This is a genomic window from Plasticicumulans lactativorans (assembly GCF_004341245.1).
GTDB lineage: Bacteria > Pseudomonadota > Gammaproteobacteria > Competibacterales > Competibacteraceae > Plasticicumulans_A > Plasticicumulans_A lactativorans.
Map to the genome: position 1 here is coordinate 50022 of NZ_SLWY01000005.1, position 14524 is coordinate 64545.

Here is a 14524-nt window from a genome sequence, read left to right on the forward strand (position 1 = left end):
CCGGGAGTGTCTCGATGGCTAAAGAGAAGTTCGAGCGTACGAAGCCGCACGTGAACGTTGGCACGATCGGTCACGTGGACCACGGCAAGACGACGCTGACGGCGGCGCTGACGAAGGTGGGGGCGGAGCGGTTCGGTGGCGTGTTCAAGGCGTATGACCAGATCGACGCGGCGCCGGAAGAGCGCGCCCGCGGGATCACGATCGCCACGGCGCACGTCGAGTACGAGAGCCCGAACCGGCACTACGCGCACGTGGACTGCCCGGGCCACGCCGACTACGTGAAGAACATGATCACGGGCGCGGCGCAGATGGACGGCGCGATCCTGGTGTGCTCGGCCGCGGACGGTCCGATGCCGCAGACGCGCGAGCACATCCTGCTGGCCCGCCAGGTGGGCGTGCCCTACATCGTCGTGTACCTGAACAAGGCCGACATGGTCGACGATCCCGAGCTGCTCGAGCTCGTCGAGATGGAAGTGCGCGACCTGCTGTCGAGCTACGACTTCCCGGGCGACGACACTCCGATCATCACCGGCAGCGCGCTGAAGGCGCTCGAGGGCGACCAGAGCGAGATCGGCGTGCCGTCGATCATCAAGCTGGTCGATGCGCTGGACACCTACATCCCGCAGCCCGAGCGCGAGGTCAACAAGCCGTTCCTGATGCCGATCGAGGACGTGTTCTCGATCTCCGGGCGTGGCACCGTGGTGACCGGGCGCATCGAGCGCGGTCGGGTGAAGGTGGGTGACGAAGTGGAGATCGTCGGCATCCGCGCGACGACCAAGACCACCTGCACGGGCGTCGAGATGTTCCGCAAGCTGCTGGATTCGGGCGAGGCGGGGGACAACGTCGGCGTGCTGCTGCGCGGCACCAAGCGCGAGGACGTGGAGCGTGGCCAGGTGCTGGCCAAGCCGGGCACGATCAAGCCGCACACCAAGTTCGAAGCCGAGGTGTACGTGCTGTCGAAGGAGGAGGGCGGCCGTCATACGCCGTTCTTCAAGGGCTACCGGCCGCAGTTCTACTTCCGCACCACGGACGTGACGGGCGCGTGCGAGTTGCCGGAAGGCGTCGAGATGGTGATGCCGGGCGACAACATCAAGATGGTGGTGAGCCTGATTGCCCCGATCGCGATGGAAGAGGGCTTGCGTTTTGCGATTCGCGAAGGCGGTCGCACCGTCGGCGCCGGTGTCGTCGCCAAGGTGATCGAGTAAACAGGGCGTTAAGCCGGCGGGAATGGATCGTCGTTCCCGCCAAGCGTTTCAGCAACAGGCCAGTAGCTCAATTGGCAGAGCAGCGGTCTCCAAAACCGCAGGTTGGGGGTTCGAGTCCCTCCTGGCCTGCCACTTCCCAGTGTGTGCAGTCCGGGATGCTGTTGCTGTTATCCGGGGCGCGATGCGCCCCAGAATTCCGGAGTGTGACGTTCGGCGATGAACCCTAAGCCTGAAGCTGAAGTTTCCAGGTTCGATACCCTCAGGTGGTCTGCCGCGCTTGCGATCGTCATCGTTGCAATCGGCCTCTATCACTATTTTGCCCAGCAGTTGCTGGTCGTGCGTGTCGGCGGGGTGCTGCTTGCGTTCGCGATCGCGCTCGCTCTCGTGTGGGGGACGCGCCTGGGGCAGGAGGCGATCGGCTATCTGAGTGACTCGCGCGTCGAGTTGCGGAAAGTCGTGTGGCCGACGCGCCAGGAAACCCTGCAGACGACGCTTGCCGTGGCGCTGATGGTGCTGGTGATGGGGATTTTCCTGTGGCTTCTGGACATGCTCCTCCTGTGGGGGGTGCGCCTCCTGACCGGCCAGGGAGGGTGACGGCATGAGCATGCGTTGGTACGTCGTTCAGGCCTATTCGGGTTTCGAGTATCAGGTACGGAAGTCGCTGGAGGAGCGCATCCAGCGCGAAGGTCTGCAGGAGCGCTTCGGCCAGATCCTGGTGCCCACCGAAGAGGTGGTCGAAATGCGCGATGGCTTGCGCCGCAAGAGCGAGCGCAAGTTCTTCCCGGGCTATGTCCTGGTGCAGATGCTCATGGATGAAGACACCTGGCATCTGGTCAAAAGCGTGCCCAAGGTGCTCGGCTTCATCGGTGGTTCGAGCGACAAGCCCGCGCCGATCAGCGAGAAGGAAGCGCAGATCATCCTGCAGCGGGTGCAGGACGGCACCGACAAGCCCCGCCCGAAGGTCTTGTACGAACCCGGCGAAGTCGTGCGTGTCATCGACGGGCCGTTCAACGATTTCAGCGGTGTGGTGGAAGAGGTCAATTACGAGAAAAGCCGCCTGCGGGTCGCCGTCCTCATTTTCGGACGCTCCACCCCCGTCGAGCTTGAGTTCGGCCAGGTCGAAAAGAGCTGAGCCGCCGGATTGCAGCGGAAATCGCCCGCCACCCCTGGCAGGGCGATTTCCTTTTTTCATCATGGGGAGCCGCGAGGCGTTTGCACCCGCTTGGAGTGAATCATGGCAAAGAAAGTCACTGCATACGTGAAGTTGCAGGTGGCCGCTGGCAAGGCCAATCCGAGTCCGCCAATCGGCCCCGCGCTCGGTCAGCACGGCGTCAACATCATGGAGTTCTGCAAGACGTTCAACGCGCAGACCCAGCAGATGGAGCCGGGTATGCCCATTCCGGTGGTGATCACGGTCTACAGCGACCGCAGCTTCACCTTCATCATGAAGACGCCGCCGGCAACCTATCTGATCAAGAAGGCGGCGGGGATCACCGCGGGAAGTTCCAACCCCAATACCAAGAAAGTCGGCACGATCACCCGCGCCCAGCTCGAGGACATCGCCAAGGTGAAGGCGCCGGATCTGACGGCTGCCGACGTCGATGCGGCGGTGCGCACCCTGGCGGGAAGCGCGCGATCGATGGGCCTCGTCGTGGAGGGCATGTAAGCCATGGCCAAGCTCAGCAAGCGTATGCAGGCGATCCGCGCGGCGATGACGCCCGGCAAGGTGTACGGTGCCGAAGAGGCCTTCGGTGCCCTGCAGGGATTCGCGCGCGCCAAGTTCCGTGAATCCGTGGACGTGGCGGTGAATCTCGGCGTCGATCCGCGCAAGTCCGACCAGGTGGTGCGTGGTTCCACCGTGCTGCCGAACGGCACCGGCAAGACCGTGCGGGTGGCGGTGTTCACCCAGGGGGCCAACGCCGAGGCTGCGAAGGCGGCGGGTGCCGACGTCGTCGGGTTCGAAGATCTGGCCGAGAGCGTCAAGGCCGGCAACCTCGATTTCGACGTGGTGATCGCCTCGCCCGATGCGATGCGCATCGTCGGCCAGCTCGGCCAGATCCTCGGCCCGCGTGGCCTGATGCCCAATCCGAAGGTCGGGACGGTGTCGCCCGACGTCGCCGGTGCCGTGCGCAATGCGAAGGCCGGCCAGGTGCGTTACCGCACCGACAAGGCGGGCATCATCCACTGCACGCTCGGGAAGCTCGATTTCGAGCCGGCCAAGCTGCGCGAGAACCTCGCCGCCCTGATGGCCGACCTGCAGAAGATGAAGCCTTCGACCTCGAAGGGCGTGTACGTGAAGAAGATCACGGTCTCGACCACCATGGGGCCGGGCCTCAGCGTCGATGTCGCGAGCGTGAGTGCGGGCTGAGCCCGCACCGATGCAGGAACTTTGGGCGGCCGTTCAGCCGAGCGGCCGTCGTCAAAGACCGCAGGTGCCGCGAGGCTTAATCGGTGTCCGACGTGCGTCGGTGCCGCCTGCGCAGACGGCGTAGCCCTTACCGGTTCTGGTGACCTGGCGAGGCTGCCGTTTTGGGACGATCCCCGCGCTTGCGCTGGGGTTGGAGATCTACCGTTGGCGGTTGCGGGAGGGGGCCGGTCGGCGCCCGGGGGATTGTGGCCATGCAGGCTCGATCACGCCGCTCCGCTTCAGAGGGTAGTTATATGAGTTTGAATCTGGCAGAGAAGCAAGCCGTCGTCGCCGAGGTTGCCGAAGTGGCTGCCACTGCGCATTCGGTGATCGCTGCGGAATACCGCGGGATCACCGTGGCGCGGTTGACAGCGCTGCGGGTCAAGGCACGCGAGAACGGCGTTTATCTGCGGGTCGTCAAGAACTCGCTCGCGCGCCGCGCGGTCGAGGGCACGGGTCTCGCGTGCATCTCGCCCGCGCTGGTGGGGCCGCTGATCCTGGCGTTCTCGCAGGAAGATCCGGGCTCCGCCGCCCGTGTCATCAAGGAGTTCCTGAAGGACAAGGACAACGACAAGCTGGTCGTGAAGGCGCTTGCCTTCGGCGGGCAGTTGCTCGGTCCCAAAGACCTCGACGCGCTGGCGAGCATGCCGACCCGCGATCAGGCCATCAGCCTGCTGATGGCGGTGATGAAGGCACCGGTCGAGAAGTTCGCCCGTACGCTCAACGAAGTGCCGGGCAAGCTGGTCCGCACCGTCGAAGCGATCCGCATCCAGAAGGCCGAGGCGGCCTGACCGGCCTGCGCTTTCGTCCGTCACGTTACTGAATTCCTGTAGGGAGCTATCAGAATGGCCGTTTCCAAAGAAGACATCCTGGACACCATTGCCAACATGACCGTGATCGAGATCGTCGATCTGATCAAGGCCATGGAAGACAAGTTCGGCGTGTCCGCCGCCGCTGCCGTCGCCGCCGCCCCCGCCGCCGCCGCCGCCGCGGCTGCCCCGGTCGAGGAGCAGACCGAGTTCAACGTCGTGATGACCTCGTTCGGCGAGAACAAGGTCAACGTCATCAAGGTGATCCGTGCGATCACCGGCCTCGGCCTGAAGGAAGCCAAGGACCTGGTCGAAGGCGTGCCGTCGATCGTCAAGGAAGCGGTGTCCAAGGCCGATGCCGAGAAGATCAAGAAGGATCTGGAAGAAGCCGGCGCCAAGGTCGAAGTCAAGTAACTGCGACCGCTTGCAGTCGGGGCTCCGTCCCGCTGCAGGTGTTTGAGGAAGGGCTGGTGGCCGAGGCCACCGGCCTTTCCCTGTTCAGGAAAGTGAGTTGCGTAGCACCCAGTCACCGCTCGCACGCCATGTAGCGGTGCTTGGAGAGGGAACCACGGCACTACCCCCGGTCCGTGGCCCGAACCGTTGAAGAGGACCCCCGATGGCCTACACCTTCACCGAAAAGAAGCGCATTCGTAAGGACTTCGGTAAACGCCCGAGCATTCTCGAGGTGCCTTACCTGCTCGCGATTCAGCTGGATTCGTATCGCGAGTTCCTGCAGGCCGAGCGTCCGCTGGATGCGCGGCGCGACATGGGGTTGCATGCTGCCTTCAAGTCGGTGTTCCCGATTACGAGCTATTCGGGCAACGCGGCGCTGGAGTACGTCAGCTACGAGCTGGGCGAGCCGGTATTCGACGTGCGCGAATGCCAGTTGCGCGGGCTCACCTATGCGCGCCCGCTGCGCGTGAAGCTGCGCCTCGTGATCTTCGACAAGGAGTCGGACAACAAGGCCGTCAAGAAGGTCATCGAGCCGGAAAGCGTCTACATGGGCGAGCTGCCCATCATGACCGAGAACGGCACCTTCGTGATCAACGGTACCGAGCGCGTCATCGTTTCGCAGCTGCACCGCTCGCCCGGCGTGTTCTTCGATCACGATCGTGGCAAGACACACAGTTCGGGCAAGCTGCTGTTCTCGGCGCGCGTGATTCCCTACCGCGGTTCGTGGCTCGACTTCGAATTCGACGCCAAGGACATCGTCTATGCGCGCATCGACCGTCGCCGCAAGCTGCCGGTGACGATCCTGCTGCGGGCGCTGGGTTACGGCAACGAGCAGATCCTGTCGATGTTCTTCGAGACCAACACCTTCCGTCTGCACGACGGGCAGGTGATGCTCGACCTCGTGCCCGAGCGCCTGCGCGGCGAAACGGCGAGCTTCGACATCCGCGTCGGCGAGCAGGTGATCGTCGAGGCCGGGCGCCGCATCACGGCGCGCCACATCCGCGATCTCAGCAAGGCCGGCATCAGCGAGCTCGAGGTGCCGCCGGAGTATCTGCTCGGCAAGATCCTCGCGCACGATGTCGTCAACACCCAGACCGGCGAGGTCGTCCTCACGGCCAACGAGGAGCTGACGATCGAGCAGCTCGAGAAGATCGCGATGGCCGGCGTGCGCGAGTTCCGCACGCTGTTCGTCAATGATCTCGACCGCGGGCCGTACATCTCGCAGACCCTGCGCATCGACCCGACCCGTACCGAACTCGACGCGCAGGTCGAAATCTACCGGATGATGCGTCCGGGCGAACCGCCGACCAAGGAAGCCGCGCAGAACCTCTTCAACAACCTGTTCTTCTCCGAAGAGCGCTACGACCTGTCGGCGGTCGGGCGCATGAAGTTCAACCGCCGCGTGGGCCGCGACAGCGACGTCGGCCCGGGCGTGCTCTCGCGCGAGGACATCATCAATGTCCTCAAGGTGCTGATCGACATCAAGAACGGCAACGGCAGCGTCGACGACATCGACCACCTCGGCAACCGGCGCATCCGCTGCGTCGGCGAGATGGCGGAGAACGTCTTCCGCGTCGGCCTCGTGCGTGTCGAGCGCGCCGTCAAGGAGCGCCTGAGCCTCGCCGAAAGCGAGAACCTGACGCCGCGCGATCTGATCAACGCGAAGCCGGTGGCGGCGGCGATCAAGGAGTTCTTCGGTTCGAGCCAGCTCAGCCAGTTCATGGACCAGAACAACCCGCTGTCGGAGGTCACCCACAAGCGCCGCGTGTCGGCGCTCGGTCCGGGCGGCCTGACCCGCGAGCGCGCGGGCTTCGAGGTGCGCGACGTGCACGCCACGCACTACGGCCGCGTGTGCCCGATCGAAACCCCTGAAGGCCCGAACATCGGCCTGATCAACTCGCTCGCCGTGTACGCGCGCACCAACGAGTACGGCTTCCTCGAAACGCCGTACCGGCGCGTGCTCGACGGCCGCGTCACCGACCAGATCGACTATCTGTCGGCGATCGAGGAAGGCAAGTACGTGATCGCGCAGGCCAACGCCACGCTCGACCAGGACGGGGCGCTGATCGACTCGCTGGTGTCGTGCCGCGTGCAGGGCGAGTTCACGCTGCGTTCGCCCGAGCAGATCCAGTACATGGACGTGTCGCCGAAGCAGATCGTCTCGGTGGCCGCGGCGCTGATCCCCTTCCTCGAGCACGACGACGCCAACCGCGCGCTGATGGGCTCGAACATGCAGCGCCAGGCGGTGCCGACGCTGCGCGCGGAGAAGCCGCTGGTCGGGACGGGCATCGAACGCGCCGTGGCGCGCGATTCCGGCGTGTGCGTGATCGCGCAGCGCGGCGGGGTGATCGACTCGGTCGATGCCGGGCGCATCGTGGTGCGCGTGCACGACGAGGAGACCGTCGCCGGCGAGCCCGGCGTCGACATCTACAACCTCACCAAGTACACGCGCTCGAACCAGAACACCTGCATCAACCAGCGGCCGCTGGTGAACCTGGGGGATGTCGTGGAGCGCGGTGACGTGCTCGCCGACGGCCCCTCGACCGACCTCGGCGAACTGGCGCTCGGGCAAAACCTGCTCGTCGCCTTCATGCCCTGGAACGGCTACAACTTCGAGGACTCGATCCTCATCTCCGAGCGCGTGGTGAAGGAGGATCGCTTCACGACGATCCACATCGAGGAGCTCACCTGCGTGGCCCGCGACACCAAGCTCGGGCCCGAGGAGATCACCGCCGACATCCCGAACGTCGGCGAGAGCGCGCTGGCCAAGCTCGACGAGGCGGGCATCGTCTACATCGGTGCCGAGGTCGCGGCGGGCGACATCCTGGTCGGCAAGGTGACGCCCAAGGGTGAAACCCAGCTCACCCCCGAAGAGAAGCTGCTGCGCGCGATCTTCGGCGAGAAGGCGTCCGACGTGAAGGACACCTCGCTGCGCGTGCCGACCGGCATGGACGGCACGGTCATCGACGTGCGCGTGTTCACCCGCGACGGCGTCGAGAAGGACAGCCGTGCCAAGAGCATCGAGGCCACCGAACTCACGCGCGTGAAGAAGGACCTCAACGACCAGCTGCGCATCCTCGAGGAGGACACCTACCTGCGCGTCGAGCGGATGCTGATCGGCAAGGCGGTCGAAGGCGGCCCCGAGGGGCTCGCGTCCGGTTCCAAGCTGACCAAGGCCTACCTCTCCCGGGTGCCGCGCGAACGCTGGTTCGAGATCCGCCTGAAGGACGACGAGTCCAACGAGCAGCTCGAACTGATCCAGGAGCAGATCCGCCAGCAGCGCAAGGAGTTCGACCGGCGCTTCGAGGACAAGCGCGCCAAGCTGATCCAGGGCGACGATCTCGCGCCGGGCGTCCTCAAGATGGTCAAGGTCTACCTCGCGGTGAAGCGTCGGGTGCAGCCGGGCGACAAGATGGCCGGCCGCCACGGCAACAAGGGCGTGGTATCGATGATCGTCCCCGAAGAGGACATGCCGTACATGGCCGATGGCACGCCGGTCGACATCGTGCTGAATCCGCTCGGTGTGCCGTCGCGTATGAACATCGGCCAGATCCTCGAAACCCACCTGGGATGGGCGGCGAAGGGGGTCGGCCTGAAGCTCGGCCGCATGCTGGATGCCAAGGCGAAGCTCGAGGAGCTGCGCGGCTATCTGCACGCGGTCTACAACACCACCGGTGGCGAGTCGGTCGACCTCGAGCAGTTCAGCGACGAGGAGGTCGTGCGCCTCGCGATCAACCTGCGCAGTGGCGTGCCGACGGCCACGCCGGTGTTCGACGGTTGCTCCGAGGACGAGCTGCGTCATCTGCTGCGCCTCGCCGAGTTGCCGGAGAGCGGGCAGACGCGGCTGATCGACGGTCGCACCGGGGACCTCTTCGACCGTCCGGTGACCGTCGGCTACATGTACATGCTCAAGCTGAACCATCTGGTCGATGACAAGATGCACGCGCGTTCGACCGGTCCGTATTCGCTCGTCACCCAGCAGCCGCTGGGTGGCAAGGCGCAGTTCGGCGGCCAGCGCTTCGGCGAGATGGAGGTGTGGGCGCTGGAGGCTTACGGGGCGTCGTACACCTTGCAGGAGATGCTCACGGTGAAGTCCGACGACGTGAACGGCCGTACCAAGGTCTACAAGAACATCGTCGACGGCGATCACCGGATGGAGGCCGGCATGCCCGAATCCTTCAATGTGCTGGTCAAGGAGATCCGCTCGCTTGCCATCAACATCGAGCTTGATCGGGACTGAGGCGCCATGCCCTCGGTTCAGATGGCACGCGGACGTTTAGACCGGTAACCCACGAGCGGTCACGAGATGAAAGACCTACTGAATCTGTTCAAGCAGACCGAAGCGCTGGACGATTTCGATGCCATACGGATCGGCCTCGCTTCCCCGGACATGATCCGGTCCTGGTCCTTCGGCGAGGTCAAGAAGCCGGAGACGATCAACTACCGCACCTTCAAGCCGGAGCGCGACGGGCTGTTCTGCGCCAAGATCTTCGGCCCGGTGAAGGACTACGAGTGCCTCTGCGGCAAGTACAAGCGGCTCAAGCACCGCGGCGTGGTCTGCGAGAAGTGCGGCGTCGAGGTCACGCTGGCCAAGGTGCGCCGCGAGCGCATGGGTCACATCGAGCTCGCGAGCCCGGTCGCCCACATCTGGTTCCTGAAGTCGCTGCCCTCGCGCATCGGCCTGCTGCTCGACATGACGCTGCGCGACATCGAGCGCGTGCTGTACTTCGAGTCCTTCGTCGTGATCGAGCCGGGTCTGACCCCGCTCGAACGCGGGCAGTTGCTGACGGACGAGACCTACCTCGATGCCATCGAGCAGTACGGTGATGACTTCGACGCCCGCATGGGCGCGGAGGCCGTGCACCAGCTGCTGAAGACCATGGACCTCAAGGAAGAGGCGACCAGGCTGCGTGAGGAACTCGTCGACTGCACCTCCGAAACCAAGCTCAAGCGCATCTCCAAGCGCCTGAAGCTGATGGAGTCGTTCCTCGAGTCCGGCAACCGTCCGGAGTGGATGGTGATGACGGTCCTGCCGGTGCTGCCGCCCGACCTGCGCCCGCTGGTGCCGCTGGACGGCGGGCGCTTCGCGACCTCGGATCTCAATGACCTGTACCGTCGCGTCATCAACCGCAACAACCGCCTGAAGCGCCTGCTGGAGCTGTCGGCGCCCGACATCATCGTGCGCAACGAGAAGCGCATGCTGCAGGAGGCGGTCGATTCCCTGCTCGACAACGGCCGCCGCGGTCGCGCCATCACCGGCACCAACAAGCGCCCGCTGAAGTCGCTCGCCGACATGATCAAGGGCAAGCAGGGGCGGTTCCGCCAGAACCTGCTCGGCAAGCGCGTCGACTACTCGGGGCGTTCGGTGATCGTGGTCGGCCCGACTCTGCGCCTGCACCAGTGCGGCCTGCCGAAGAAGATGGCGCTGGAGCTGTTCAAGCCCTTCATCTTCTCGAAGCTGATCCGCCGCGGTATCGCCACGACCATCAAGGCCGCGAAGAAGATGGTCGAGCGCGAGAGCGCCGAGGTCTGGGACATCCTCGAAGAGGTGATCCGCGAGCACCCGGTGATGCTGAACCGCGCCCCGACGCTGCACCGCCTCGGCATCCAGGCCTTCGAGCCGGTGCTGATCGAGGGCAAGGCGATCCAGTTGCACCCGCTGGTCTGCACGGCGTTCAACGCGGACTTCGACGGCGACCAGATGGCCGTGCACGTGCCGCTGTCGATCGAGGCGCAGCTGGAAGCGCGCGCGCTGATGATGTCGACCAACAACATCCTCAGCCCGGCGAACGGCGAGCCGATCATCGTGCCGTCGCAGGACGTGGTGCTGGGCCTCTATTACATGACCCGCGAGCGGGTCAACGCCGCCGGCGAAGGCATGCTCTTCACCGATGTCAAGGAAGTGCACCGGGCGTACGAGACGCGGCAGGTCGAACTGCAGGCGAGGATCCAGGTGCGGATCGAGGAGACCGTGATCCACGCCGACGGCAGCCGCGAGAAGATCAGGCGTCGGGTCGAGACCACCGTCGGGCGCGCCCTGCTGTTCGAGGTGTTCCCCGAGGGGCTGCCTTTCGAGCTCGCCAATCAGGTGCTGAAGAAGAAGACCATCTCGCAGCTGATCAACCAGTGCTACCGCCGGCTCGGGCTCAAGGACACGGTGATCTTCGCCGACCACCTGATGTACACCGGCTTCCACTACGCGATGCGTTCGGGGTCGTCGATCGGCTTCGAGGACATGGTGATCCCCACGGACAAGAGCCAGTTCCTCGAGCGCGCCGAGGCCGAGGTCAAGGAGATCGAGGGGCAGTACGCGTCCGGCCTGGTGACCAACGGCGAGCGCTACAACAAGGTCGTCGATATCTGGTCGCGCACCAACGACCAGGTTGCCAAGGCGATGATGGACAATCTCGGCACCGAGAGCGTCGTCAACCGTGAAGGCAAGACCGTACGCCAGCCCTCGTTCAACTCGGTGTTCATGATGGCGGACTCGGGCGCGCGCGGTAGCGCCGCCCAGATCCGCCAGCTCGCCGGCATGCGTGGCCTGATGGCCAAGCCGGACGGCTCGATCATCGAAACGCCGATCACCGCCAACTTCCGCGAAGGCCTCGACGTCCTGCAGTACTTCATCTCGACGCACGGTGCGCGCAAGGGTCTCGCCGACACCGCGCTGAAGACGGCGAACTCGGGCTACCTGACGCGCCGTCTGGTCGACGTCGCGCAGGATCTGGTGGTGACCGAGGCCGACTGCGGCACGACCGAGGGCTTGCTGATGACCCCGATCGTCGAGGGTGGCGACGTGGTCGAGCCCTTGCGCGAACGCGTGCTCGGTCGCGTGGTCGCCGTCGACGTGTGCCGGCCGGGCAGCGAGGAGGTGGTCGCACCGGCCGGCACCCTGCTCGACGAGCACTGGGTGGACGAGCTCGAGGCGAACGGCATCGACCAGGTGCTGGTGCGCTCGTCGATCACCTGCGAAACCCGCTACGGTGTGTGCTCGGCCTGCTACGGCCGCGACCTCGCGCGCGGACATCGCGTGAACATCGGCGAGGCCGTCGGCGTCATCGCGGCGCAGTCGATCGGCGAGCCCGGCACGCAGCTGACGATGCGCACCTTCCACATCGGTGGTGCGGCGTCGAGGGCGGCCGCGGTCAGCAGCGTGCAGGTGAAGGCCAAGGGCTCGATCCGGCTGCACAACCTGAAGCACGTCACCAACCGTGACGGTCATCTGGTCGCCGTGTCGCGCTCGGGCGAAATCACGGTGATGGATGAGTTCGGGCGCGAGCGCGAGCGCTACAAGGTGCCGTACGGCGCGGTGCTGAGCATCAAGGACGGCGACGGCGTCGAAGCCGGCCAGATCGTCGCCAACTGGGATCCGCACACCCATCCGGTGGTGACCGAGGTGGCGGGGCGCGTGCGCTTCGTCGACTTCGAGGAGAACGTCACCGTTCAGCGCAAGACCGACGACATCACCGGCTTGTCGAGCCTGGAGGTGATGGATCCGAAGCTGCGCGGATCGCTCGGCAAGGACAAGCGTCCGACCGTGAAGCTGGTCGATGCCGCCGAGCAGGCACTCAAGCTCGCGGGTACCGACCTCAATGCGCAGTACCCGCTGCCGGCCGGCGCCATCGTCAACCTGGCCGACGGCGCCGAGGTGGCGGTGGGCGACGTCATCGCCCGTATTCCGCAGGAGTCGTCGAAGACGCGTGACATCACCGGCGGTCTGCCGCGCGTGGCCGACCTGTTCGAGGCGCGCAAGCCCAAGGAGCCGGCGATCCTCGCGGAGATCTCGGGCTCGGTGAGCTTCGGCAAGGACACCAAGGGCAAGCAGCGCTTGATCATCACCGACAAGGATGGCGACACGCACGAGGAGCTCATCCCGAAGTGGCGGCACGTCAACGTGTTCGAGGGCGAGTTCGTGCAGCGGGGCGAGGTCATCGCCGATGGCGAACCGAACCCGATGGACATCCTGCGCCTGCTCGGTGTCCGCGAACTCGCGGCTTATCTGGTCAAGGAGATCCAGGACGTCTATCGCCTGCAGGGCGTGAAGATCAACGACAAGCACATTGAGGTGATCATTCGCCAGATGATGCGCAAGGTCGAGGTCAACGACCCGGGCGACGCCCGTTTCATCAAGGGCGAGCAGGTCGAGCGTACCCGCGTGTTCGAGGAGAACGACCGCGTGTTCGCCGAGAAGGGGCAGGACGGCGTGCCGGCCAGGTGGCAGCCGCTGCTGCTCGGCATCACCAAGGCGTCGCTGGCGACCGAATCGTTCATCTCGGCCGCGTCGTTCCAGGAAACGACGCGGGTGCTCACCGAGGCGGCCGTGCGCGGCAGCCGCGATGATCTGCGTGGGCTGAAGGAGAACGTGATCGTGGGACGCCTGATCCCCGCCGGCACCGGGCTGGCCTACCACGCCGATCGGCGTGGCGGGCGCACCATGCCGCTGCCGTCGTCGTCGAGCTTCAACTCCGAGTTCAGCACGGCCGAGTTCGGCACCGCCGATTTCGGCGCCGAGACGGAGAGCGATGCCTGAGCGAACCCCGTGCGGTGACGGGGGCGACGTTCGAAACGCTGGGTGAACGGGTCGGAGAAGGTCTTGACTTTACAGGGCCTTCCCGTCCGCTCAGCTTGACACCCTGGGGGCACCCGCCTAGAATCCCGCGCCTTCGTGAGGCTGCGGGTCGGCGAGCGGCCTGTCGTTCATGTTTGAAGGTTCAGCGCGAATTCCGGAGTAATCAAGCCGATGTCAACCATCAACCAGTTGGTGCGCAAGCCGCGTACCCACAAGGCCGAAAAGAGCACCGTTCCGGCTCTTAACGGCTGCCCGCAGAAGCGCGGTGTGTGCACCCGCGTGTATACGACGACGCCGAAGAAGCCGAATTCGGCGCTGCGTAAAGTTGCTCGCGTGCGCCTCACCAACGGCATGGAAGTGACGAGTTACATCGGTGGCGAAGGGCACAACCTGCAGGAGCACTCGGTGGTGCTGATCCGCGGGGGGCGTGTCAAGGACCTCCCCGGTGTCCGCTATCACACCATTCGCGGCAGTCTCGATACCTCGGGCGTGGCCAAGCGCCGCCAGGGACGTTCGAAGTACGGCGCGAAGCGGCCGAAGTCCTGATCGTCGGGCGGCCCGCCAGGGACGTCTGTCACTTGATGCAGATTTGAGTAGATCTCATGCCGAGAAGAAGAGAAGTACCCAAGCGCTCCGTCTTGCCGGATCCGAAGTTCGGGAGCGAAATGCTGGCCAAGTTCATGAACATGGTCATGGAGCGCGGCAAGAAGTCGGTGGCCGAGAAGATCGTGTACGGCGCGCTCGACGCGATCGCCGAGAAGGGCAAGAGCGAATCGGTCGGGGTGCTCGAGCAGGCGCTGGAAAACGTGCGGCCTGCCGTCGAAGTCAAGTCGCGCCGTGTGGGTGGCGCCACCTATCAGGTGCCCGTGGAGGTTCGCCAGGTGCGTCGCAACACCCTCGCGATGCGCTGGATCATCGATGCCGCGCGCAAGCGTGGCGAGAAGTCGATGGCCCGCCGACTGGCCGGCGAGTTGATCGATGCTGCAGAGAACCGCGGTGCCGCCGTCAAGAAGCGTGAAGACACGCATCGCATGGCCGACGCCAACAAGGCGTTCGCGCATTACCGCTGGTAGTCAACGAG

At 65.2% G+C, this 14524-nt stretch carries 11 protein-coding genes and 1 tRNA gene; all 12 read left to right on the forward strand.

Going from position 1 to position 14524, the window contains the following annotated elements; all coding sequences use genetic code 11:
* The first annotated feature begins 14 nt into the window (after positions 1 to 14).
* The 12 genes from tuf (at position 15) to rpsG (ending at position 14516) form a co-directional block, all read left to right on the forward strand.
* Entirely contained in the window at positions 15 to 1205 is a 1191-nt protein-coding gene (gene tuf, locus EV699_RS04840; RefSeq protein WP_132539540.1) for an elongation factor Tu, read from the forward strand.
* A 56-nt stretch (positions 1206 to 1261) separates the two neighbouring features.
* Positions 1262 to 1337, forward strand: a tRNA-Trp gene (locus tag EV699_RS04845).
* A gap of 84 nt (positions 1338 to 1421) precedes the next feature.
* The gene (gene secE / locus EV699_RS04850; RefSeq protein WP_132539542.1) at positions 1422 to 1799 is read left to right on the forward strand and encodes a preprotein translocase subunit SecE; all 378 of its coding nucleotides are present in this window, start codon (positions 1422 to 1424) and stop codon (positions 1797 to 1799) included.
* A 4-nt stretch (positions 1800 to 1803) separates the two neighbouring features.
* On the forward strand, positions 1804 to 2337 hold the full coding sequence (gene nusG / locus EV699_RS04855; protein ID WP_132539544.1) for a transcription termination/antitermination protein NusG: 534 nt from the start codon (positions 1804 to 1806) through the stop codon (positions 2335 to 2337).
* A 102-nt stretch (positions 2338 to 2439) separates the two neighbouring features.
* Positions 2440 to 2871, forward strand: coding sequence for a 50S ribosomal protein L11 (rplK, locus tag EV699_RS04860; protein WP_132539546.1), 432 nt, complete (start codon positions 2440 to 2442; stop codon positions 2869 to 2871).
* Between the two features lie 3 nt (positions 2872 to 2874).
* A complete protein-coding gene (rplA, locus tag EV699_RS04865) occupies positions 2875 to 3573 on the forward strand; it encodes a 50S ribosomal protein L1 (protein WP_132539548.1) in 699 nt (232 codons plus the stop codon).
* Between the two features lie 293 nt (positions 3574 to 3866).
* A complete protein-coding gene (gene rplJ, locus EV699_RS04870) occupies positions 3867 to 4403 on the forward strand; it encodes a 50S ribosomal protein L10 (protein ID WP_132539550.1) in 537 nt (178 codons plus the stop codon).
* A 54-nt stretch (positions 4404 to 4457) separates the two neighbouring features.
* The gene (gene rplL, locus EV699_RS04875) at positions 4458 to 4835 is read left to right on the forward strand and encodes a 50S ribosomal protein L7/L12 (protein WP_132539552.1); all 378 of its coding nucleotides are present in this window, start codon (positions 4458 to 4460) and stop codon (positions 4833 to 4835) included.
* A 202-nt stretch (positions 4836 to 5037) separates the two neighbouring features.
* The gene (gene rpoB, locus EV699_RS04880; protein ID WP_132539554.1) at positions 5038 to 9114 is read left to right on the forward strand and encodes a DNA-directed RNA polymerase subunit beta; all 4077 of its coding nucleotides are present in this window, start codon (positions 5038 to 5040) and stop codon (positions 9112 to 9114) included.
* A 66-nt stretch (positions 9115 to 9180) separates the two neighbouring features.
* Entirely contained in the window at positions 9181 to 13404 is a 4224-nt protein-coding gene (gene rpoC, locus EV699_RS04885) for a DNA-directed RNA polymerase subunit beta' (protein WP_132539556.1), read from the forward strand.
* A 210-nt stretch (positions 13405 to 13614) separates the two neighbouring features.
* On the forward strand, positions 13615 to 13989 hold the full coding sequence (gene rpsL / locus EV699_RS04890; protein ID WP_132539558.1) for a 30S ribosomal protein S12: 375 nt from the start codon (positions 13615 to 13617) through the stop codon (positions 13987 to 13989).
* 56 nt (positions 13990 to 14045) lie between these two features.
* Positions 14046 to 14516 (forward strand): 30S ribosomal protein S7, encoded by a 471-nt coding sequence (gene rpsG / locus EV699_RS04895; RefSeq protein WP_132539560.1) that lies wholly within the window; start codon positions 14046 to 14048, stop codon positions 14514 to 14516.
* Positions 14517 to 14524 lie beyond the last annotated feature (8 nt).